Annotated in this window: 19 protein-coding genes; all 19 read right to left on the bottom strand. The window is 48.4% G+C overall.

Annotation, left to right across the window (positions count from 1 at the left end):
• Positions 1–10: 10 nt before the first annotated feature.
• Entirely contained in the window at positions 11–319 is a 309-nt protein-coding gene (nuoK, locus tag HGH91_RS19225) for an NADH-quinone oxidoreductase subunit NuoK (RefSeq protein WP_168740414.1), read from the bottom strand.
• Positions 320–324: 5 nt separating this feature from the next.
• A complete protein-coding gene (gene nuoJ / locus HGH91_RS19220) occupies positions 325–846 on the bottom strand; it encodes an NADH-quinone oxidoreductase subunit J (protein WP_247651779.1) in 522 nt (173 codons plus the stop codon).
• Positions 843–1,358 (bottom strand): NADH-quinone oxidoreductase subunit NuoI, encoded by a 516-nt coding sequence (gene nuoI, locus HGH91_RS19215; RefSeq protein WP_168740413.1) that lies wholly within the window; start codon positions 1,356–1,358, stop codon positions 843–845. The genes nuoJ and nuoI overlap by 4 nt, the downstream gene beginning before the upstream one ends.
• Before the next feature lie 11 nt (positions 1,359–1,369).
• The gene (gene nuoH / locus HGH91_RS19210; RefSeq protein WP_168740412.1) at positions 1,370–2,320 is read right to left on the bottom strand and encodes an NADH-quinone oxidoreductase subunit NuoH; all 951 of its coding nucleotides are present in this window, start codon (positions 2,318–2,320) and stop codon (positions 1,370–1,372) included.
• A 4-nt stretch (positions 2,321–2,324) separates the two neighbouring features.
• Positions 2,325–5,018, bottom strand: coding sequence for an NADH-quinone oxidoreductase subunit NuoG (nuoG, locus tag HGH91_RS19205; RefSeq protein ID WP_168740411.1), 2,694 nt, complete (start codon positions 5,016–5,018; stop codon positions 2,325–2,327).
• Positions 5,005–6,279, bottom strand: coding sequence for an NADH-quinone oxidoreductase subunit NuoF (nuoF, locus tag HGH91_RS19200; RefSeq protein ID WP_168740410.1), 1,275 nt, complete (start codon positions 6,277–6,279; stop codon positions 5,005–5,007). The genes nuoG and nuoF overlap by 14 nt, the downstream gene beginning before the upstream one ends.
• 2 nt (positions 6,280–6,281) lie before the next feature.
• Positions 6,282–6,746, bottom strand: coding sequence for an NADH-quinone oxidoreductase subunit NuoE (gene nuoE / locus HGH91_RS19195; RefSeq protein ID WP_168740409.1), 465 nt, complete (start codon positions 6,744–6,746; stop codon positions 6,282–6,284).
• 11 nt (positions 6,747–6,757) lie between these two features.
• A complete protein-coding gene (gene nuoC, locus HGH91_RS19190) occupies positions 6,758–8,503 on the bottom strand; it encodes an NADH-quinone oxidoreductase subunit C/D (protein WP_168740408.1) in 1,746 nt (581 codons plus the stop codon).
• Between the two features lie 89 nt (positions 8,504–8,592).
• Entirely contained in the window at positions 8,593–9,231 is a 639-nt protein-coding gene (locus HGH91_RS19185; RefSeq protein WP_168740407.1) for an NADH-quinone oxidoreductase subunit B, read from the bottom strand.
• Positions 9,232–9,269: 38 nt separating this feature from the next.
• The gene (locus HGH91_RS19180) at positions 9,270–9,752 is read right to left on the bottom strand and encodes an NADH-quinone oxidoreductase subunit A (protein WP_247651778.1); all 483 of its coding nucleotides are present in this window, start codon (positions 9,750–9,752) and stop codon (positions 9,270–9,272) included.
• A 277-nt stretch (positions 9,753–10,029) separates the two neighbouring features.
• A complete protein-coding gene (locus HGH91_RS19175) occupies positions 10,030–10,473 on the bottom strand; it encodes a CBS domain-containing protein (RefSeq protein ID WP_145669348.1) in 444 nt (147 codons plus the stop codon).
• Between the two features lie 207 nt (positions 10,474–10,680).
• Positions 10,681–12,495, bottom strand: coding sequence for a glycoside hydrolase family 35 protein (locus HGH91_RS19170; RefSeq protein ID WP_168740406.1), 1,815 nt, complete (start codon positions 12,493–12,495; stop codon positions 10,681–10,683).
• A 141-nt stretch (positions 12,496–12,636) separates the two neighbouring features.
• Complete coding sequence (locus HGH91_RS19165) at positions 12,637–14,334, bottom strand: GMC oxidoreductase (RefSeq protein ID WP_168740405.1); 1,698 nt, start codon at positions 14,332–14,334, stop codon at positions 12,637–12,639.
• 10 nt (positions 14,335–14,344) lie between these two features.
• A complete protein-coding gene (locus HGH91_RS19160; RefSeq protein WP_168740404.1) occupies positions 14,345–16,042 on the bottom strand; it encodes a GMC oxidoreductase in 1,698 nt (565 codons plus the stop codon).
• Between the two features lie 100 nt (positions 16,043–16,142).
• Entirely contained in the window at positions 16,143–16,718 is a 576-nt protein-coding gene (locus tag HGH91_RS19155) for a gluconate 2-dehydrogenase subunit 3 family protein (RefSeq protein ID WP_168740403.1), read from the bottom strand.
• Positions 16,719–16,911: 193 nt separating this feature from the next.
• Positions 16,912–17,661, bottom strand: a complete 750-nt coding sequence (locus tag HGH91_RS19150) for a murein L,D-transpeptidase family protein (RefSeq protein ID WP_168740402.1) — start codon at positions 17,659–17,661, stop codon at positions 16,912–16,914.
• A gap of 263 nt (positions 17,662–17,924) precedes the next feature.
• Complete coding sequence (locus tag HGH91_RS19145) at positions 17,925–18,746, bottom strand: hypothetical protein (protein ID WP_168740401.1); 822 nt, start codon at positions 18,744–18,746, stop codon at positions 17,925–17,927.
• Positions 18,747–19,032: 286 nt separating this feature from the next.
• A complete protein-coding gene (gene hppD / locus HGH91_RS19140) occupies positions 19,033–20,163 on the bottom strand; it encodes a 4-hydroxyphenylpyruvate dioxygenase (RefSeq protein WP_168740400.1) in 1,131 nt (376 codons plus the stop codon).
• Positions 20,164–20,207: 44 nt separating this feature from the next.
• Positions 20,208–21,365, bottom strand: a complete 1,158-nt coding sequence (locus tag HGH91_RS19135; protein WP_168740399.1) for a homogentisate 1,2-dioxygenase — start codon at positions 21,363–21,365, stop codon at positions 20,208–20,210.
• Positions 21,366–22,118 lie beyond the last annotated feature (753 nt).

The following is a 22,118-nucleotide window of genomic DNA, read 5'->3' as shown; positions in this document are numbered from 1 at the left end:
CAAGTTCATTTTATCCGTTCATTTTAGCAGCTTCATCGCTGTCCAGTGTTTTAAGCTGATGATATAACTGTAGTATCAACGCCAGTCCTACCGACACCTCCGCCGCCGCCATTGCCAATATGAAGATGAACATCACCTGTCCGTCGGCCGTACCCCAGTGTGCAGAAGCCACTACAAAAGCCAACGCTGCTGCATTGAGCATTACTTCTACAGAGAGTAACATAAAAATGATGTCGCGGCGTACCAGTATACTGATCAGTCCCAATACGAACAAAACGCCGGCCAGCAGCATACCTGCGGTGGTAGGGTGCATATTCATGCTATTTAATTTTCAAGAAATCGGTGCAATGTTTTTTCTTTTTGCCGACCTAAATGATAGGCGCCCACAATACCTGCCATCAGCAATATACCTGTCAGTTCTACCGCTGCCATGTAGGGACCGAACAATGCCATCCCTACCGCCTTCGGATCTACTACTTTTATCTCCGATGGTGGCTGATGATTTTGGGATATCAGGAAAACCAGCTCTCCCAGGAGCACCAGACAGAGTAAAGACGGGAATATCCAGATGCGTGGCTTTAACCACCGTTGCTCCTGCATGGCCGACTCTTTACCCAAGTTGAGCATCATCACAAAAAATATCAGCAATACCATAATGGCGCCGGCATATACAATCACTTCCAGGGCGGCGATGAAGGGCGCGCCATAGAGATATAATACCACGGCCACTGCCAACAGCGATACCACCAGGTACAGTAAAGCGTGCATGATATTATAACGGGTAATGACCATTACCGTGGCAATCACCGCAATAGCGGCCGCTATGTAAAAGGCTGGTCCCATCATGGCAGTAAGCTTTTAACGTCTACCGGCGGTTCTTCATTCTTTGCATCGCCTTTATCTTTTCCCTGTATGGCCATCCCTGCTATTTTATAATAATTATAGCCAGGATATTTTCCCTGGCTGTTGATCAGCAGGTCTTCTTTTTCATATACCAACTGCTGGCGGCTGTATTCAGCCATTTCAAAATCGGGTAACAGTTGTATCGCGTAAGTAGGGCAAGCTTCTTCACAGAACCCGCAAAAAATACAGCGGGAGAAGTTGATCCGGAAAAATTCGGGATATCGCCTGCCGGATTCATCTTCTGTAGATTGCAGGGAAATACAATCTACCGGGCAAGCCGCTGCACAGAGATAACAGCCTACGCAACGCTCTCCTCCATCCGGATCGCGGGTGAGCGCAATCCTTCCACGCCAGCGGGCCGGCAGTGGCGCCTTCTGTTCGGGATACTGATATGTTTCCCGCTTGTGAAACATATGCAGGAATATCAACCACATACTTCTAACCAGACTAAACATTGTTTTCTGTTTTAAGTATTTAACCAAAGTTTGATGGCTGCTGTTACCAGCAGGTTCAGGATAGATAGGGGAAATAATACTTTCCATCCATACTCCATCAGTTGATCATACCGTGGCCTTGGCATGGAAGCCCTGAACAGGATGAAAAGCAGGATGAAGCAAAAAGTTTTTATTGCAAACCATATAACTGGTGGCAGGAAGGCAGGGCCCAGCCAGCCGCCGAAATAGAGCGTTACCAGCATCCCTGAAATCAGGGTGATTCCCAGGTATTCCCCGATGAAGAACATACCGAACTTCATCCCGGAATATTCTGAGTGGAAGCCTGCTACCAGCTCACTTTCTGCTTCCGGTATATCGAAAGGCAGGCGGTGCGTTTCTGCTACACCGGCCACGAGGAAGATGAGAAAGCCCAGGAACTGTGGTACGATAAACCATATGGTTCGTTGTGCTTCCACGATTTCACGCAGGTTAAAGGAGCCACTCAGTACTACTACTCCCATGAGTGCCAGCCCCATGAATACTTCGTAGCTGATCATCTGGGAAGCCCCACGCATAGCGCCCAACAGGGCGTACTTATTATTGGATGCCCAACCTCCCAGTACCACGCTGTACACACCTAATGATGACATGGCGAGAAAAAACAATAAGCCTATATTTAAATCGGCTACAATAATGTGTGGTCCGAAAGGCATCACCACAAAGCTCATCAGCACGCTGAGCATTACTACAGCCGGCGCAAACACAAACACTATTTTATCTGCAAAGGGCGGGATCCAATCCTCTTTGAAAAACAGTTTCAGCGTATCTGCCAACACTACCAATAGCCCAAACGGTCCTGCCCTGTTAGGGCCATAGCGATCCTGCCAAAGCGCCAGCATCCGGCGTTCTACCCAGATCAGGCCTGCGGCCGTATTCAGGAGTGCAAAGAGTACTCCGCCAATGATCCACCAGAAGTTTGTCATATCGTTATACTTTTATCAGCTGCGGCGCCTCTGCAATCTGCATGCCCGGCAGGCCTACAGGTATCCCGGCTACCCCTTGCTGTAAGGTATCGTTAATAATCACCGGTAACGTATAGTGGTGACCGTTATCCATAAAATGCAACAGGTGTCCTTCTGTTACCTGGAAGCGTTTGGCATCTTCGCTGTGCAGCAGCAGGTAGGGAGCGGGCATACGTGCTGCTATACCTGGCGTATGAATGCTCAGTTCTTCCGATCCGAATATATGGTAACAGGGCACCAGCAATAAATGTTCTTTGAGCGGCAGGTAGGGCTCGGGCACTTCAGTATAAAAAGGCGTATGCCCGTTTACGTTAGGTTCAATCAATCGCTTTCCTGCGTTACCGTCGTGCAGCGGTCCCCCGGTTTCTACCTGGTACTTGTTCACCGCCTGCACCGAATTCCATCCTGGTTGCCAGAAAAAAGGAATCATGGAAGAAGGGGGTTCTCCCCGGTATCCCTCCATGGTAAAGGATAGCGCGGTATCTTCATCTTCTGCCGGCTTTGGTTCGCTCACATTTTCATTCGCCAGCATAGCGGTGCGGCCGCTATAGCGATGTGGCTCCCGGGGTACTTTCTGCCCGGCGAGGCGGAAATGAGCATCTGGAGTGAGTGTGGTGATGCCATCGAACTGCGGGTAAGTAGCCGCAATAAATTTCACTACGTCATCCAGGTGTTGCAGGGAAGACAAGACAGCATGGCCACTGACAGCGGCTACCTGTAGCAGCCAGCGCCAGCTTTCCTGGACAGCGGTTGTTGGAGTAAACACCTGGAAGAAACGTTGTGCACGACCTTCATTATTCACCAGCGTGCCATCCGATTCCGCAAAAGTGCCGGCGGGCAGTATGACGGTCGCTTTTTCGGCAGTGGTATTATACAGGTGATCCAGCAGGATCACGCTTTTGATATTATTGAAGAAAAGATCTGCGCTGTGTTGGTTCAGGCGGCGATAGAGATCATTTTCCAGGACGATGGCTGTATCTGCACCATTATTCAGCGCCCGCTCTACGGCGGATTCCAGCCGGTGCCCGTCCAGCATTTCCAGTCCCATGCTATTACACTCAGGTACCGTAAAGCTGAGCATGGCGTCAATTCCCAGGTCATGCAAGGCCCAGGCTACATTGGCGGCCGATTTGAGAATGGCTTCGCTTCCGCCGCCATAGCCGGCTATGATCAACGGGTGGGCGGCTGACTTCAGTGTTTTTGCAATCGTAGCGGCAATATCCCTGCCCTGCTCCGACATACCGGTTACTTCCGGAATAGTATCATTGAGCAGGTGACTAACGGCATAGCCTATACGTGCAATATTATCAGGCGCTGTATGCCAGGCGCCCTGTGCTATTTCATCCAGCTTGGTTTCCTGCATGCTGAGAATAAACAGGGGCCCTTTATCTTCCTGCACCGCTTCGCGTATGGCGGCATCCTGCCAGGCAGCGAGATGTACCTGCTGCTGCGCTGCTGCTACAGGAATACGCCGCACCGCTTGTCGCACGGATAACGCCAGCATCGGCGCTGTATTCGTTACATCTTCTCCCAGGATCAGCACTACATCTGCTGCCGCTGCGTCCTGCAGGGAAGCCGCCCGTACAGGGCCCTGCCGGAGCAGGCGAAGTGATAACGACACCAGGTCGTGATCGGCAGCAGATACGCCCAGGTAGAAATTATCTGCTCCTACCAGCTCTTTCAATACCGCATTGGATTCCAGCGATGCCCTCGGAGACCCGATGCCTATTGTTTTACCCGGCACCATCCTGTGATGCACGTGCTCCAGGACGGGAATACCGTTGGATTGTTCAGCTGGCCCGTGGTGCACCATAGGCGTTTTAATACGCTGATCGCTGTTGACGAATTCGTAGCCGTAGCGACCGCGATCGCAGAGGAAATATCCATTCACGGCGGCATTAAAGCGGTTGGTGATCTGTCTTACTGCGCCGTATCTTTCTCCGGCCAGAATATTACATCCCAGGCCACAGCCCTGGCATACGGAAGCGGCGGAGGTGAGATCCCATTTACGCGTATAGTGCTGCTTGAGTGTTTTATCCGTGAAAACGCCAGTAGGACAGATCTCTGCCAGGTTGCCACTGAATTCACTTTCCAGGATACCATCTTGCTGACGCCCGAAGTACACATGGTTATGCGCCGCAAATACATCCAGGTCTTTCCCGCCGGCGAAGTCTTTATAAAAACGCACGCAGCGGTAACACTGGATGCAGCGGTTCATCTCATGGTTCAGGAATGGTCCAAGATATTGGTTGTTGTAAGTTCGTTTGGTGAAATGATAATCGCGGTAGCTGTGGCCGGTCATCACGGTCATATCCTGCAGGTGGCAGGCCCCACCTTCATCGCATACGGCGCAATCGTGCGGGTGATTGGTCATCAGCCAGCCGATCACGTGCTCCCGGAAGTTACGGGCATCCTTATCGTCGATAGACATACGCAGCTGATCTTTTACCGGCTCCATGCACGACATGATGATCCTTCCTTTGGTATCGTCTGCGTCTTTAAACACTTTTACCGCACATTGCCGGCAGGCGCCCACGGCGCCCAACGCGGGATGCCAGCAAAAGTAAGGAAGGTTCAAACCCAGCGACAGGCAAGCTTCAAGCAGGTTCTTCCCCTCCTTTACCTCGTAGTTTTTATTATCTATATTAATGATGGGCATATGGGCATTTTTTATCTTTGATATGTTGCTCAAAATCCTCCCGGAAATATTTCAGCGCGCTCTGCAATGGTTCCATGGCACCGGGCGCCAGTGCGCAGAAAGTATTTCCAGGTCCCAGCAATTGGGTATGTATTTCCAGTTGTTCCAGGTCTGCATATGTTCCCTTTCCCTGTTCCAGGGCTAGTAATATTTTTTCCGTCCATGGCAGTCCTTCCCGGCAGGGGGTACAAAAGCCGCAGGATTCCTGTGCGAAGAAATGTTCCAGGTTATGAACAAATCCAACGGGACAGGTTTGGTCATCCAATACCACCATAGTGCCGGTACCCAGGCGGCTTCCGGCAGCAGCTACGCCGACAAAATCCATTTTCACATCGAGGTGGGCATCGGTCAGGAAATCGGTGGAAGCGCCGCCGGGCAGTACGCCACGAAAGCGAAGGCCTGCTTTCATGCCACCGGCGTGTTCCTCCAATAATTCGCGCATCGTAACCCCCATAGGTAGCTCCCAGGCACCGGGCTTGTTGACCTTTCCACTTACCCCATAAATTTTCGTTCCCCCGTCGGCGGTATAGCTCAGCGATTTGAACCAGTCGCCCCCCTTGTTCATGATATGCGGGATATAAGACAGGGTTTCCACATTGTTAACAATCGTAGGTTTACCAAACAGGCCGCTCACCTGCGGAAACGGGGGCTTAGCGCGGGGTGTAGCGCGTTTGCCTTCGAGCGAATTGAGCAGCGCCGTTTCTTCTCCACACATATATCGGCCTACGCCGGTATGCAGTTGCATGTCCAGCTGAAAGTCTTTACCAAGTATATTTTTACCGAGATAGCCGGCAGCATAGGCATCGGCAATTGCCCTGGTCATGATCTGCGCAGCCTCCTTATACGCCCAGCGCATAAATACAAAGGCCTGTGTAGCCTGTATCGCGTAGGCGGCAATGATCATTCCTTCCAGCAACTGATGCGGATTGCCCTCTAACAGCCACCTATCCTTAAAAGTACCGGGCTCCATTTCATCGGCGTTGGCAATCAGGTATTTGGGGCCGGTAACATTCATGGGTACGAAGCTCCATTTCATACCGGTGCTGAATCCCGCGCCTCCTCTCCCTTTGAGGTTGGCATCTTTTACTTTTTCTGTTACTTCTTTGGGAGTCAGCTCCTGCAATACTTTACGCAGGGCGCTGTAACCACCCACCGCTTCGTATTCCTTCAGCTGAAGGGCGGCTCCGGAAAGAGGAATATGTTGTGTAAGTGGTCGTTCCATTTTTATAAATATTGATCCAGTATTTGTGGTAAATCCGAGATGGCGATATCACGATACAGGTCGTTGTCTACCATCAGCGCCGGCGCATGATCGCAGGTACCCAGGCAGGCGTTGGGCAGCAGGGTGAAGCGATCATCAGGCGTCGTTTGCCCGTAGCCGATATGTAATAACTCCACCAGCGCCTGCTTAATTTTCGTATAGCCCATCACGTAACAACTGATACTGTCGCAAAGCAGGATCACGTGGCGCCCTACCGGTTGACGGAAAATAAGGTTGTAGAAAGTGGCTACACTATCTACTTCGGCGGTGCTCATGTCCAGCATGGCGGCAATGTCGGCTACACTTTCATCGGATATCCAGCGGCGCTGCTGCTGCACAATTTTGAGGGCTTCAATGCAGGCTGCCTTTTTTACCGGCACCTGTTGCAGCTCATGGGTGATCTGTTCTATTTCAGTAGCTGAAAGCATATATGGTTCAATTATCTGTCGATGTCTGCCAATACATAATCCATTCCTCCCAGTATCGATAAAAGATCTGCCACAGTATATCCGCGGCTGATCAGCGGAATCATTTGCATATGCGGGAAAGAGGGCGTTCGTACCCTTACCCGGTAGGCGGCGGTGTTGCCATCGCTCACGAGGTGATAGCTGTTCCATCCCTTGGTGGCTTCAGTACAGCTCATGGCTTCCCCGGAGGGAATAACGGGCCCCCAGCTCACATTGAGAAAATGGTGGATCAGCGTTTCTATATCCTGCATGGTGTTGGCCTTCACCGGAGGGGTAGCCAGCGGGTGGCGCGACTTATAGTCACCCTCGGGCATCCAGCTCATGCATTGTTCTATGATGCGCAGACTTTGCCGCATTTCTTCCACCCGCACCAGGGCGCGGTCGTAGCAGTCGCCGTTCTGTGCCACCGGGATCTCAAAGGCAAAGTTTTCGTACCCGCTATAGGGCCGCTTCTTGCGCATATCCCACTCCAGGCCACAGGCGCGTAGTCCCGGCCCGGTAACGCCCCACTCAATCGCTTCCTCCAGGGTATAGATACCAATGCCTTTGGTACGGGCTTTAAACAGGTAATTCTTCATCACCATGGCATCATATTCTTTCAGCTGCCGCGGGAAGTATTGCAGGAAGTTTTTCACCAGCACTTCCCAGCCTTTGGGCAGGTCTTGTGCTACGCCGCCAATGCGGAACCAGTTGGGGTGCATGCGGCCGCCGCAGATGGCTTCGATGATCTCAAAAACGCGTTCGCGGTCGGTGAACATGTAGAACACGGGCGAGAGTTGCCCCAGATCCTGGGCGAAGGTGCCATACCATACCAGGTGGCTGGCAATGCGAAACAATTCGCAGAGCATTACCCGGATCACCTGTGCCCGCAGCGGTACGTCGATACCTCCCAGTTGCTCCACTGCCAGGAGATAGGCCAGGTTGTTGTTAACACCCCCCAGGTAGTCGATACGGTCTGTATAGGGGATATACGTATGCCAGGACTGGCGTTCTCCCATTTTCTCAGCGCCGCGGTGATGGAAACCGATGTCGGGCACGGCGTCTACAATATCTTCCCCATTGAGTTGCAGGATAATGCGTAAAACGCCATGTGTACCCGGGTGCTGCGGACCTATATTGAGGAACATAAAGTCGGCATCCTCGCTATGGCGTTTTAAACCCCATTCTTCAGGCTTAAAGCGCAACGACTCCTGCTCCCTATCCTGCTTCTCATCATAGAGCTTAAATGGCCCCATTTCGGTGGCCCGGGCCGGATGCTCCTTACGGAGCGGATGCCCCTCCCAGGTGGTAGGCATCAGGATGCGTTTCAAGAAAGGATGACCATGGAAGCGGATACCAAACATATCGTATACTTCGCGTTCATACCAGTTGGCAGCAGGCCATACCGTTGTAATGCTCTGGATGGCCGGGTATTCGCCGTGGAGGCCGGCTTTAAGGCGCAGGAATTCATTTCTTTCGAAAGAAAACAGGGTATATACGACGGTGAAGTCATAGGGTTTATGCCCGTTCTGCTGCCGTTTATACGCACGCTCATCGATGGCCGTGAGGTCATAGAGCATGCGATAAGGCATTTGTATTTCAGCTTTCAGGAACTGTAGTACGGCCACAATATGCTCTTGTGGCGTCCAGAAGGTGGGCGTCCCATCCCGTGTAGCCTGAGGCTGAAAGGTGATGTCACCAAAACGGGTGCTTAATTCCGCTGCAATGCGCTCCGGCATAGCGTATTAAGTTTTAGACGATGAGGGTAAACAATCTGCTGATTTCTTCCGGTTAGTTATTTCATATATCCGTTACTGTTAGTAATCATTTATATTTCATCAGGAGTTTTAAAATTGGTCATTTGTTGTCTTTTTTCGCGCAGGGTTTCTTTCATGGAAATCTTCTCCGGCCGTATTACGCCCTGTTCACCGATCACCCAGCTCAGCGGCCTTTTTTCTTTACCTACGCTGTCACGCAGTAATACGAGTCCCTGCATAAATGCATCGGGACGGGGAGGGCAACCGGGCACGTATACATCTACCGGTAAAAATTTATCCACTCCCTGCACTACGCTGTAGATGTCATACATACCGCCGGAATTGGCGCAGGAGCCCATAGAAATCACCCAGCGGGGTTCCATCATCTGTTCGTACAGCCGTTGGATAACGGGCGCCATTTTGATGAATACGGTGCCTGCAATGATCATTACATCGGCTTCACGGGGCGTGCCCCGGATCACTTCTGCGCCGAAGCGGGCCATATCATACTTGGGGGTCATGGCGGTAGCCATCTCCACAAAACAACAGGAAAGGCCGAAATGAAAAGGCCACAGCGAATTTTTCCGTCCCCATGACAGCAGGCTTTCTACAGAAGTCAACATCACACTTTGTTGTATGACTTCTTCCATAGACGTATTGCCGGAGATTTTACCGGTTACATCATTTGCATTAGTCAACCACCATTTCATACGAAATTGATTTTGCTATGCGTGATTATTTGCTGCTGTTACGTGAGTGCCGGAGGCGTTGAAGTCTTATTTTCCTGGTAATGATGAATTCCTGAGGGGTGCTTCCTTTTCATTTTTTTATACGCGCGTAAAATTCTTTTTCCATCGGGCCCGAAGTCCAATGCGCCGTTACGCCATTCGTAAATCAGTACTACCAATAATATAGCAATGAATATTGTTACGCCGATAAATCCCGTCCATCCTACTTCCTGGTAGGCAATAGCCCAGGAAATAATCAATACGGTTTCGATATCGAAGATAACGAACAACATTGCTACGAGATAAAATTGGGAAGGGAACCGGAGTCTGGCAGACCCGGTGGAGATGATACCGGACTCATATGCTTCACCGGTAGCACGATCTTTATGATGCTGACCCAGCACATAAGACAGGCCCAGGATGGTACCAATCAGTACCACCACGATGGCCGCGTAGGCCAGCAAAGGCCACATGGGTGTAATGTCAGAAACAGCGCTTTTCAAAGTGTTCGCCCTCCGAGCGATTTACTTAAAAGTCCGTTATGCCATGCTTTAGAAAAAAACCAGTAGTCTGCTTTCCAATCTACTGAACAGGTCTGCTATTGATGATTAACTAGTCTGTAAACAATAATTAACCAGTCTGTAAACCGCCATCTCACAGAGGGGCGCCGGATATATATCCGGCTCATAACATTTCATTTTCTTACTAACGGTAAAGACTCTATGAAAATAAAGTTACTAAAACTACCGCGAATGAACAAAACTGTTTATACTGCGCTCATCAGGTATGTGTACCGGTAATATAACACTCGAGACTGGTAATAATATACCGCTGGTCATCGATAATAAATTTCACCACGTCACCGATAGAAATCAATCCAATCAGTCTTTCCCTGTCATCTACCACCGGTAGGTGACGAATTCTTTTATCTGTCATCAATGCCATGCAGTCTTCAATAGCATCATCTTCAGTAACAGTAATAGGTCGTTCTGTCATAATTTCCCTGATCAATGTTTCCTTAGAGGCACGTCCTTTCAGGATCACCCGGCGGGCATAGTCACGTTCTGAAAAAATTCCGAGGAAACGATCATTTTCATCTACTACAGTCAACGCACCTACGTTATGATCTACCAATTTCTGAAGGGCCTCAAAAACGGTGTTGTCAGGATTTATGGAGTATACTGCATGACCCTTAGCCTGCAGGATATTACGTACTTTTCCCATGGCAAGCTGCTTTTTAAGAAGTAAATAAATGAAAAACCACCATTCCTAAGTTACCATTTTTCAATGTTAAAAGCAAGGCAGTGGAAAAAGAAAGTTATTTGTGTAAACAATACACAATGATAGAAAACTGGTTAGCATGACTATCTTCCGGCGCATAAAAAAGCCGGGAACAGAAGTTCCCGGCCTCCTTATTGTAAAGTAGAAAAATTATAACGCTGCTGCTCCGGATACCGGCGCCGCCGCTTCCTGGTGCAGATCAAATACCACGATGGTATTCTCTCCTTTCTTCAGCCAGGGAGCAGGACAGTACAGGCGTTTCTGTGGGCCTATTTCCCAGTAGCGTCCCAGGTTATGGCCATTTACCCATACCAGGCCTTTCTTATAATTCGACATATCGATATAGGTGTCGCCGGTTTTATCCAGCTGGAAAGTGGCTTTGTAGAACTGGCCCGGCCTTGCCGCGTTGCCGGCAGACGGGGTGAGCTCCTGTACATATTTTTCTGTCATCGGCAAACCGTATACTTCCCAGTTCATCAGGGTCATACCGTTCAGGACTACACGATCGGTAATCCCTTTGCGATCAATGATGGCGTCTGCAAAATTGATACGGCCCATGCCTTCTACGAGGATTTCCAGTACCGGGTTTTTCACGTCGCTCGCAGGAATATCGATCGTTTTTTCACCAAGGCGGCGATCCAGCTTCCCGATATATTTTCCATTCAGAAATATTGTGGCATAATCGTGCAGATCTTTGACGGTCAGCTTACCGCTCTTATGCCCGATGAGGGTGGTTTTATACAGCATAAAACCATAATCCTGCCCAAATGCCTCAAATGGCTTAGGCTGCGGCGTTTGCACGGCCTGTGGCAGATGATCCCATACGGAAGTGAAAGGCGTCAGGTTGATCGCCGGAATAGTAATGGTTGGAATAGGCGCTGGAACTGGCGGCAATTTTTTACCCTTCGGGAGATAACTACCGATGAGTTGACGCAAAGCCTGGTACTTAGGCGTAGCGCCCCCCTGTTCGTTGATAGGCGCATCATAGTCGTAGCTGGTTACATCGGGTTCGTAACCGCCTTTACCTCCCGAATTAGCCCCGGCAGTATAACCGAAGTTGGTACCTCCATGAATCACATACAGGTTAAAAGAGCGTTTGGTGTCCATCAGGAATTTTACTTCTTTGGAGATACCTTCAATGCCCGGGCGTTGCCATTCTTCGCCCCAATGCGTTAACCATCCCGGGTATGATTCACTGCTGAAGGAAGGTACATTGGGATTCTGTTTTTTAGCGGCTTCAAAATCTGCTTCAGATCCGCCAGAATCCAATCCTATGGCTGCGCCATCTACACCGCCAGCTTCCAGCATATAGGCGGTAGGACCATCGGCCGTATAGAAAGGAATATTGATCCCCTGTTTTACCCACAGGTCTTTCAGGGTGTTTAAATACGTTTTATCGTTACCGTAGCTGCCATATTCATTCTCTATCTGCATCATCACCACAGGTCCACCATTGGTGACCAGCAAAGGCTTTACTTCCGCTGCCAGGTGCTCCACATAGCGGGTCACCGCTTCCATATAATGCGGGTCCATGCAGCGTACCTTAATATCCGGCGTCTGCAACAGGTAAGGCGGTAAACCACCAAACTCCCATTCTGCACATACATAAGGCCCCGGGCGTAATAGCACCCACATGCCTTCCTGCTGGGCTATTTTAATAAACTCCGCGATATTATGGTTCCCTGTACTGAAATCAAACTGACCTTTTACTGGCTCGTGGTAGTTCCAGAAAACATAGGCGGCAATGGTATTACAACCCATGGCCTTTGCCATTTGAATGCGGTGACGCCAGTATTCGTGTGGAATACGGGCCGGGTGCATTTCTCCACTGATCATCTGGAAAGGCTTGCCATCCAGCAGGAAATCCGTTTTGCTTAAAGCAAAAGCATGTTTAGACTGTGCCTGTACGGCCTGTCCCATCCAGCAGGACAATGCCAGCATGCCACTTAGAATTATTTTCTTCATTGTTCAGATAAATTGCCGATAAGCGTTCAAAATACGCTAAATATTTTAAAATAGGTAAAACTGAAGGGCTGCAATTTTATTCCCGGATATGCCCCGGTCATAAAACTACAGCCCTTTCAGACAAGCCTTATAAGGCCCTTATTAAATATTTCCTTTTTTGCGTTCGCTGATAGCGTGATCACAGGCCCTTGCAGTAAGCGCCATATAGGTGATAGATGGATTTACGCAGGAAGAAGAAGTCATGCAGGCGCCATCAGTTACATACACGTTTTTAGCCGCATGTACCTGGTTGAAACCATTGAGCACAGACGTTTTTGGGTCTTTACCCATACGGGCGGTTCCCATTTCGTGAATGCAATGCCCGGGAGGAGGCGCCTCGTCGTAACCACCCACGTTTTTCAACCCTGCCGCTTCCAGCATTTCAATGGCGCTGGCTTGCATATCCTTACGCATGGCCAGTTCATTTGCCTTGAACTCGCAGTCGATATCGAGTGTGGGCAGACCATACTTATCTTTCTTATTCTTGTTCAGCGTTACCTTATTCTCAAAATAAGGCAGGTGTTCGCCCCAGGAGCCCACGCCCATTTGCCATTTTCCAGGCTCGGTCTGCGCTTCCTTCAAAGCTACGCCAATGCCATCCCAGCCGATACCTCTGCCCCTGCCAGCGCCGCCCTGGTAGCCAAATCCACGCACATAGTCTTTCTGCATGGTTTTGTCGTTGGTGTTGCGGAAACGGGGGATATAGATACCGTTGGGTCTGCGGCCACTGCTGTAATACTGGTCTTCAAAACCTTCAAACTCGCCGCCGGCGCCTACGCCAAAGTGGTGGTCCATCAGGTTATGTCCCAGCTGCCCGCTGTCGTTACCAAAACCATTCGGGAAACGATCGGATACAGAATTCAGCATAATCCAGCTGGTACCCAGTGTAGAAGCATTCAGGAAGATGATATCGGCATAATATTCTACCGTTTGCAGCGTGTGGGAGTCCATCACTCTTACGCCGGTAGCTTTGGCTTTATCCTTATCGTATAATACTTCCAATACAATAGAGTCCGGACGCAGCGTCATATTACCCGTGGCGGCAGCAGCCGGCAGGGTAACGCCATTGCTGCTGAAATAGCCGGTAAACGGACAACCGCGGGCGCAAAGGTTACGGTACTGGCAAGGACCGCGGTCTTTCATTCCTTTTGTCAGGTGTGCCACGCGACCAATGGTCATAATGCGGTCATTGTATTTTTCCTTTACCCTGGCAGCCACATGTTTCTCCAGGCAGTTCATCTCCATCGGCGGCAGGAAAACGCCATCCGGCAGCTGCGGCAAGCCCTCGGCTTGCCCGCTTACACCGATATATCTTTCTACATACTCATACCAGGGAGCAATATCCTTATAACGGATAGGCCAGTCCACCCCGTGCCCGTCTTTCGCGTTGGCTTCAAAGTCGAGATCGCTCCAGCGATATACCTGGCGGCCCCACATGAGGGAACGTCCGCCTACATGGTATCCCCGGAGCCAGTTGAACGGCTTTATTTCATTGTAGGGATTCTCTTTATCATTTACCCAGTATTGCTGGGTAGCCTCATCAAATGCATAGCAACGACTCTGGATAGGGTGATTTTCCCTCATTTCGTTGCTGGTGTTGAGATGATGGGCAAATTCCCAGGGAGCTTTCATGGCGGTGGTGTAGTCCTTGATATGTTCTACGTTACGCCCTCTTTCCAGCACCAGTGTCTTTAATCCCTTTTCACTCAACTCCTTCGCCGCCCAGCCTCCGCTGATACCGGAACCTACCACGATCGCATCGTAGGTATTTTCCTTGACGGCCTTTATATTCAGATTCATAGATCCCTTTTTAGATATTACCTTTCTTTAACTCTTTCACCGCGTAGTCCACTGCTCGGGCTGTCATTGCCATATAAGTGAGGGAAGGGTTCACGCAGGAAGCGGAAGCCATGAAGGAACCATCTGTTACGAATACGTTCTTCACCGCATGCATCTGGTTGAAACCGTTGAGCACGGATGTTTTAGGATCACGGCCCATACGTGCCGTACCCATTTCGTGAATGGCCATACCCGGATAAGAGCCGTTGTCGTATGTTTTCACGTTTTTAATACCAGCTGCTTCCAGCATTTCAGCCGCGTCGTTCATCATGTCTACCCTCATTTTTTTCTCGTTTTCCTTGAATTCGGCATCGAACTTCAGCACTGGCTGGCCCCATGCGTCTTTCACGGAATTGTCGAGCGTTACCTGGTTGGCTTCGTATGGTAAGCATTCGCCGAAACCACCTAAACCGATGCTCCATTTGCCCGGTTCAGTGAGCATTTCTTTGAAGTCTTTACCCACGCCCATTTCCGCGATACCACGGCTCCATCCGGAGCGGCTGGCGCCGCCCTGGTAACCGAATCCGCGGATATAATCGCGCTTATCAGCACCGATGTTACGGTAGCGGGGAACGTAGATGCCGTTGGCACGGCGACCGAAATAATATTTGTCATCATACCCTTCTGCGGTACCGGAAGCGCCTGTACGGAAATGGTGATCCATCAGGTATTTACCCAGTACGCCGCTGTCGTTGCCCAATCCGTTGGGGAAGCGGGAAGAGATAGAGTTGAGCATTACAAAAGTTGAACCCAGGGTAGAACCATTAATGAAAATGATTTTAGCGTAGTATTCCACCATTTGTTTGGTGTGCTTATCGATAACTCTTACGCCGGTAGCTTTGCCTTGTTTTTCGTCGTAAATCACGGAGTTTACGATAGAATCAGGACGAAGCGTGAGGTTGCCGGTAGCCCGGGCAGCCGGCAGCGTAGAGGATTGTGTGCTGAAGTAAGCGCCAAACGGACATCCGCGGCTGCAGAGGTTACGGTACTGGCATTTTTCACGGCCAGGCAGTGGTTGCGTGATGTTCGCCACACGGCCCATAGTGATGATACGGCCTTTGAATTTATCTTCCACACTCTTCTTTACATCCTTCTCCACGCAGTTCATTTCCATAGCAGGCATAAACTGGCCATCGGGCAGCTGTGGTAAGCCTTCGCGGGTACCGCTGATACCGGCAAATTTCTCTACATAATCATACCAGGGGGCTATATCTTTATAACGGATAGGCCAGTCTACCGCGATGCCGTCTTTCAGGTTAGCTTCGAAGTCAATATCGCTGAGGCGATAAGACTGACGGCCCCACATAATAGATTTTCCACCCACGATATCGGGACGGTACCAGTCGAAACGTTTTACCTCGTTGTAGGGACTCTGCGAATCGTTGATCCAGTATTTTTCGTTGTGCTCACTATAAGGATAGTCGCGGCTCAGCTTAGGATGCGTTTCGCGTTGATCTACCGTAATACGGCCACGGTGTGGGAATTCCCAGGGATCTTTAGTAGCCGTTTCGTAGTCTTTCACGTGTTCCAGTGGTTTACCACGGTCAAGCATGAGTACTTTCAAGCCTTTTTCAGTCAGTTCTTTGGCAGCCCAGCCGCCGCTTACACCAGAGCCAATCACAATGGCATCAAAGGTGTTTTCTTCCTGTGCTTTTATATTCAGGTTCATGTATTATCAGGTTTAACGCATAAAAAAGAAAGCATTCGGTTGTTAGTGCGTAGTGGGTTAACACGTCTGCATTCGCTAACAGCCGGAAGCCATTATTATATTATACAGCCCAGGCTTTTTCCCCTTTGGTATAAGGCGTACAGCCTTCGTACTTACCGGGAACAGGTACATAGCGTAAAGCCTTGGTAGCGCCTGGCTCAGAGCTGAAGTAGCCCAGGAGGGTTAATTCCTTCAGGTATTGAAAATAATGGGTAGGATCTCCTTCTTTTTTGTCTTTGCGTTTATTGTAATCTACACGCTCCTGCTCAATTTTAGTCAGCAGTTCGGTACGTTGTTCCGGCGTGATGTCCATGAAACCTTTCTTAAATTGTTTTTCACTGGCTTCATCGATTTTCTTCAGGCCATCCAGGAATACTTTCTGGTCTTCTTTCTTGTAGCAATCGTTCATCATCACAATGATGAAGTCTTCTACTTTAGCGTCTTTGGCACCTGGCGTACCGGTTCTGGGTATAATAGTTTCCGCGATTTCTGCCAATAATGCCTTGGTTTCAGGCTTTTGCAAATCATAGTTCTTCGGTGCGGAACCTGTGCAGCTTTCTAAAGCTGATAACGTGGAAGCGGAAATGGCTGTACCCAACAAAATCGCCACATTCCTTATTGCGTCTCTTCTATGCATAAATAGTAAATTGATTTGACCGTTGAACAAGTTGAAAAAAATAATTCTAAAAACCAAATTAATATGGGGAAAAGGGGGATGGAATGGCAGGAAACAAGAGGCAGGGGACAAAAAACAGGAAGGCGGATGACGGGAACAGCTTCATGGCTGTGTCCTTCATCCGCCTTTATTGCGTGAATGTTATATTTTGATCTTACAGTACGTACTTGCCTTTGGCATCGACCAGTACTACCGGCAGCTTATGGTGCTTTTCGAAGTAGTCGTAAGCGGATCTGAGCTCCGTCCAAAACTGTTTGGAAGAACTATCGGTGAGGGTAAAGGTACCCAGGTAGTTCATGGAACCCTGGTTGTTGAATTTAACCGGGAAAACGTGCACCGGGATAAAATCCTGCCCCGCATTTTTAGCATTTACGGCCAGCACATATACCTCATCGATAAACTCATCAGTTAATGGAATACAACCTACCGTGATACAGTTGCCGTGGATATAGATTTCACCTCCCGGATTTTTCTGATCGCTCAGGATGCGGTCGGAATAGTTGGGATAATTAATACCCAGGGAAAGGTGATAGTTACTGTTTGGATTGAAGTCATTGATATAGTAGAAACCTTCCGGTACCTGGCGGTCGCCTTCTTTACGCTTGGGGCCCATTTTCCCGGACAAGGTACAAACCCGGTAGGATTTGAACAGGCGGAAGCTATCTGAGGCGCTATTCTTCACCCAGATCTCCATTTCGCTGTCCAGTTTAAAAGAGCGTATGAAAATATATTTCGCAGGATAGGCAAGCCCTTTCTTTTCAAATTCCTTTTTGAGCAACTCCTCTTTCTCCCGGTAGGCCTCCCCTACTTTGGGAAACATTTTCTGATTTTCGAGGAAAGACTGCTGCGCAAAAATTTTACCGGCACCAAGCAATATCAGAACGATTACAACAAGTCGTTTCATATACTAATTCAACAAAATTTTAATATTAAACCAGATTCACGTAAGCAAGATAAAACAATAACAGCGAAAGAATAAAATATACTACCATACTCACCTTTTTGCTGGCAATCTTAAGTATATAGTGTTTATGCCCCTGGTAGATTAATATAGCCGTGAACGCCTGAAAAATTCCTCCCAACAGAAATAGTACGCCGAATAATGTTTGCATCCTCATAAAAAACGGAACTTCTGGTTTTAATATTGTAAAGTTACAGATTATTGCCTTACTGTAGCTTTATCCATTCCAGTTTTACCACTGCTGCATCCACGCCAGAGGTATAGGTGCCACGTACGGGGAACTTACCAGTATTATAGGCATAAGAATAAGTACTGGTGATGATCCGGGAAGAATTGGCGCTGTTATAGTTTTCTGTTACGATATTATGCGCCGATAAATGTGCCACATTCAGGTCCATCAGGCCGGCCAGCTCCGGGCGTTGCTGTTGCGGATTAGGGCGGTTATCGTAGGTATAGGTGACCATGGCTGTATGCACAAACCTGCTGTAGCCCGGTTGTTTGCCGTAGGTATCCATCCGGGAGATGTCGCCATCTTCATTCCAGGTAAATTGCTGGTAACCGGTATTTTCCCAGGCACCTTTCTGTACGTTTTTACTTACCTGGTAACGGAAGGTCAGCTTACCGGCAGCATTATATACCAGCGAATCGTAGGCATATACTGCATTATTACGGTAGTAGCTGATTTTCGCCATGTTATTGCCATCAGGCGCATAGTCGTAAGAGGTATACAGTTCACCGGTAGTGGCGTTTTCGTCATCGGCCATCAGGCTTTTCACGAGGCGGCCATTTTCATATACCGGCAGCTGTACATTATTGTAGTCGGCGTTTTCTGTTTTGTGCTGTTGCACAATTTTCCGGATGGTTTTGTCGGCATTGTATTCCAGTACGGTTTGTCCGGCCGGAGAAGATATTTTATGCAGGTAAGTGTCTGACTGGCCATTGTTATCAGCGCAAAAAGCGGAAAAGGTTACTGCAGAAGCGATGAGCATAGCTGCGCCAGCCCATTGGATGGATAATTTGTTGAGCATAGGTTTTACATTAAGAAAAGTTAAAGTATATAAAAGAAGGCGTAAAAATAACCGGAATTAAAGGAAGTGCTAGTTATTAAGTTGTTAACAACAAGGATCTTCTAAGACAATCTTTGTTATACCCGCATTCTCTTATTATTCAAAATTACACATTAAAATTAATAAATATTTGAATAAACGAAAATAAAAAAGCCCGCCGGGCAATCCAGGCGGGCTCTGCATTTAATAGTTGTAGCCATCACTGTGGGTTATAGTAACCCTACAAGTGATAAAAAGGTCGTGTTAATTATAAGTTACCGCGCAGGGCCTGTTCTCTTTCGATTGACTCAAAGAGGGCTTTGAAATTACCTTTACCGAAGGACTGTGCTCCTTTACGCTGAATAATCTCAAAAAATACGGTTGGCCGGTCCTGTATGGGCTTGGTGAAAATCTGCAACAGGTATCCTTCATCATCCCGGTCTACCAATATGCCCAGCTTTTGCAGTGGAGCCAGGTCTTCATCAATTTTGCCTACCCTGTCAAGCAATGTTTCATAATAAGAAGAGGGCACTGTCAGGAATTCTACTCCCCTGGCTTGCAGTTCGGTCACCGTTTTTACGATGTCATTGGTAGCAATGGCCACGTGTTGTACACCGGGCCCACCGTAGAAATCCAGGTATTCTTCGATCTGGGATTTTTTCTTTCCCTCTGCCGGCTCGTTGATCGGGAATTTCACACGGCCGTTGCCATTACTCATCACCTTACTCATCAGGGCCGAGTATTCGGTAGAAATATCGCTATCGTCGAAAGAAATCAGGTTCCTGAATCCCATTACACGTTCGTAGAATGATACCCAGGTATTCATTTCATTCCAGCCTACGTTACCCACGCAATGGTCTACATATAATAAACCGGTATCTGCAGGATTATAGGCGGTTTTCCATTCTTTATAACCAGGAAGGAAAAGTCCCTTGTAATTCTTCCGCTCCACGAAAACATGCACCGTGTCGCCATAGGTACGGATACCACTGCGCACCACCTCGCCAAATTCGTCCTTCTCTACTACCGGCTCCAGGTAAGGCGTACCACCTCGTTTTACGGTTTCTTCAAAAGCGGCGCGGGCATCATCTACCCAAAGGGCCAGTACTTTAACACCATCACCATGTTTGGCCACGTGGCGGGCAATATCGGTATCGGGCAACAGGGAAGTTGTCAGTACAAAGCGCAGTTTGTTTTGTACCAATACATAGGAAACCCGGTCCCTTACCCCGGTTTCCGGACCTGCATAAGCTACGGATTGAAAGCCAAAAGCTGTTTTATAGTAATGGGCGGCCTGCTTGGCATTGCCTACATAAAACTCAACATAGTCGGTACCGTTGAGTGGTAAAAAATCCTGCTGACCGGTTAGGTTGTCGGCATTCATTAATGCTGTTTCCATAACATTCAATTGTTTTGGTTCTATTAAGGAGGTTGATTTTGTTATTACTCTGCCCAGCTCATGACATAACTGCCATCTTCAATGTCTAATGCTGCTGCTGTTATCTGTAACGGGTGGAAAGTATCCACCATCACTGCCAGTTCTTTTGTTTCTTTAGCGCCGATGCTCTTTTCCACGGCGCCCGGGTGCGGTCCATGCGGGATGCCCGCCGGGTGCAGCGTAATCATGCCGCGTTCCACATGCTTGCGACTCATAAAGTCGCCATCTACATAGTATAATACCTCATCGCTGTCGATATTACTATGGTTATACGGAGCCGGGATTGCCTGGGGATGATAGTCGAACAGGCGCGGACAGAAGGAGCATACCACGAAGTTGTTGCCCTCAAATGTCTGGTGCACCGGCGGTGGTTGGTGCACCCTGCCGGTGATCGGCTCAAAATCATGGATGGAAAAGGCAAACGGGTATTCGCAGCCATCCCATCCTACCACATCGAACGGATGATGTTTATAATGAAGCGGGTAAATAACGCCCTTTTTTTTGGCAACGATCAGGAAATCGCCTTCCTCATCGATCGTTTCCAGGTTTTCCGGTTGCCGGATATCCCTTTCGCAATAGGGCGAATGTTCCAGCAGTTGGCCGTATTTGCTGAGATATCTTTTTGGATAACGGATAGGACTAAACGACTCTACAATGAACAGGCGGTTGTCTGCTGTATTAAATATGATCTGGTAGATGGTACCGCGGGGAATTACCAGGTAGTCGCCATAGCCGAAAGTCAGTTGCCCGTACTGCGTTTTCAGTGTACCGCTTCCTTCATGCACGAAGATCATTTCATCGGCATCTGCATTTTTATAGAAGTATCCCTCCATGCTTTTGCGGGGTGCTGCCAGTACAATATGAAGGTCGCTATTGACCAATACTGCCTTGCGGCTCTGCAGGAAATCATCTTCCGGCTTTACTTTGAAGCCCATGAAACTGCGGTGTTTCAGCATTTTTTCTTCTGCCACTTTGGGCGCTACGGAGTAGGGCTCGTCTACCTTAACAATCTCTGTAGGGGGGTGGCAGTGGTATAATAAGCTGGAGTGAGAAGAAAAGCCTTCTGTGGAAAATAACTGTTCCGAATACAGCTTGCCATCCGGTTTGCGGAACTGGGTATGGCGTTTATGCGGTATTTGTCCAAGTTTATGATAGTGTGGCATAACAGGTAAATTGAAAAGATTGTTCTGGTGTACAATGATTGTTCTGGTGTACAATTAATAATTGAATGGGTGTATGATTCCCCGGTTGCCGGTGTATAAAAATCATTTTGCGTAGCGGGTTGCAGGATACCTGTAAATGTGAACTGGTAAACAGTTGTACACGCACAGGAATAGCAACGGAATACTATTACAAAGTTACGGTATATAAACACGAAGAATGGCCGTTAGAGGCCGTTGGGAAAGGTTATGCCAAAGCCGAATCCATAGCAAGTGTTGCCATGAGGAAGTAGTAATTTGACTGACTGTTGCTTGTATATTTCAGCGAAATGGACAAGTGGCGATTGTTTAGGTCACTAAGATAAGGATATAATTTAATAATCTCCAAAAGATGTTAGGGAGATGAGCCGCAAGTCGGGGTATATGACAATCCGGTCAGCGGAACAGTAAAACTTAGTTAAAAACAGCTAATACAGTCATAATATTGTCATAGATTCAATATTTATTGAAAATAATGAAATAGTAAAATCATCAAACAATCTTTCTTTCATTGAAAATATATCATTAAAACAAACTTAATAACACACAAATACAAACTAAACAGCCTTTTTTTGAAACATTTCTAAAAATATTCACTGCACTTTTATTTACCGGTGTAATTGCTGACTTTTGTTACACAATCGTCATATTTCAATAGTGATACCGTTTTATACATATCAATCCTTTATAACAACCGCTGCTTCCCGGCAAGTGGTT

This window comes from Chitinophaga eiseniae, from assembly GCF_012641265.1.
Classification (GTDB): domain Bacteria; phylum Bacteroidota; class Bacteroidia; order Chitinophagales; family Chitinophagaceae; genus Chitinophaga; species Chitinophaga eiseniae_A.
The sequence above is the reverse complement of the archived record's forward strand: the minus strand, read 5'-3'. Positions and strand labels throughout refer to the sequence as shown.

Bases quoted from the DNA above. Each gene is read 5' to 3' on its own strand.
- HGH91_RS19185 (WP_168740407.1), bottom strand. From the start codon at position 9,231: ATGAAATGGTGGTTGACTAATGCAAATGATGTAACCGGTAAAATCTCC.
- HGH91_RS19145 (WP_168740401.1), bottom strand. From the start codon at position 18,746: ATGCTCAACAAATTATCCATCCAATGGGCTGGCGCAGCTATGCTCATC.
- nuoI (WP_168740413.1), bottom strand. From the start codon at position 1,358: ATGTTTAGTCTGGTTAGAAGTATGTGGTTGATATTCCTGCATATGTTT.
- nuoH (WP_168740412.1), bottom strand. From the start codon at position 2,320: ATGACAAACTTCTGGTGGATCATTGGCGGAGTACTCTTTGCACTCCTG.
- hppD (WP_168740400.1), bottom strand. From the start codon at position 20,163: ATGGAAACAGCATTAATGAATGCCGACAACCTAACCGGTCAGCAGGAT.
- HGH91_RS19175 (WP_145669348.1), bottom strand. From the start codon at position 10,473: ATGGGAAAAGTACGTAATATCCTGCAGGCTAAGGGTCATGCAGTATAC.
- nuoE (WP_168740409.1), bottom strand. From the start codon at position 6,746: ATGCTTTCAGCTACTGAAATAGAACAGATCACCCATGAGCTGCAACAG.
- nuoJ (WP_247651779.1), bottom strand. From the start codon at position 846: ATGATGGGACCAGCCTTTTACATAGCGGCCGCTATTGCGGTGATTGCC.
- HGH91_RS19165 (WP_168740405.1), bottom strand. From the start codon at position 14,334: ATGAATCTGAATATAAAGGCCGTCAAGGAAAATACCTACGATGCGATC.
- HGH91_RS19150 (WP_168740402.1), bottom strand. From the start codon at position 17,661: ATGAAACGACTTGTTGTAATCGTTCTGATATTGCTTGGTGCCGGTAAA.
- HGH91_RS19135 (WP_168740399.1), bottom strand. From the start codon at position 21,365: ATGCCACACTATCATAAACTTGGACAAATACCGCATAAACGCCATACC.
- nuoK (WP_168740414.1), bottom strand. From the start codon at position 319: ATGAATATGCACCCTACCACCGCAGGTATGCTGCTGGCCGGCGTTTTG.
- nuoG (WP_168740411.1), bottom strand. From the start codon at position 5,018: ATGCCCATCATTAATATAGATAATAAAAACTACGAGGTAAAGGAGGGG.
- nuoC (WP_168740408.1), bottom strand. From the start codon at position 8,503: ATGCCGGAGCGCATTGCAGCGGAATTAAGCACCCGTTTTGGTGACATC.
- HGH91_RS19155 (WP_168740403.1), bottom strand. From the start codon at position 16,718: ATGCATAGAAGAGACGCAATAAGGAATGTGGCGATTTTGTTGGGTACA.
- HGH91_RS19160 (WP_168740404.1), bottom strand. From the start codon at position 16,042: ATGAACCTGAATATAAAAGCACAGGAAGAAAACACCTTTGATGCCATT.
- HGH91_RS19170 (WP_168740406.1), bottom strand. From the start codon at position 12,495: ATGAAGAAAATAATTCTAAGTGGCATGCTGGCATTGTCCTGCTGGATG.
- nuoF (WP_168740410.1), bottom strand. From the start codon at position 6,279: ATGGAACGACCACTTACACAACATATTCCTCTTTCCGGAGCCGCCCTT.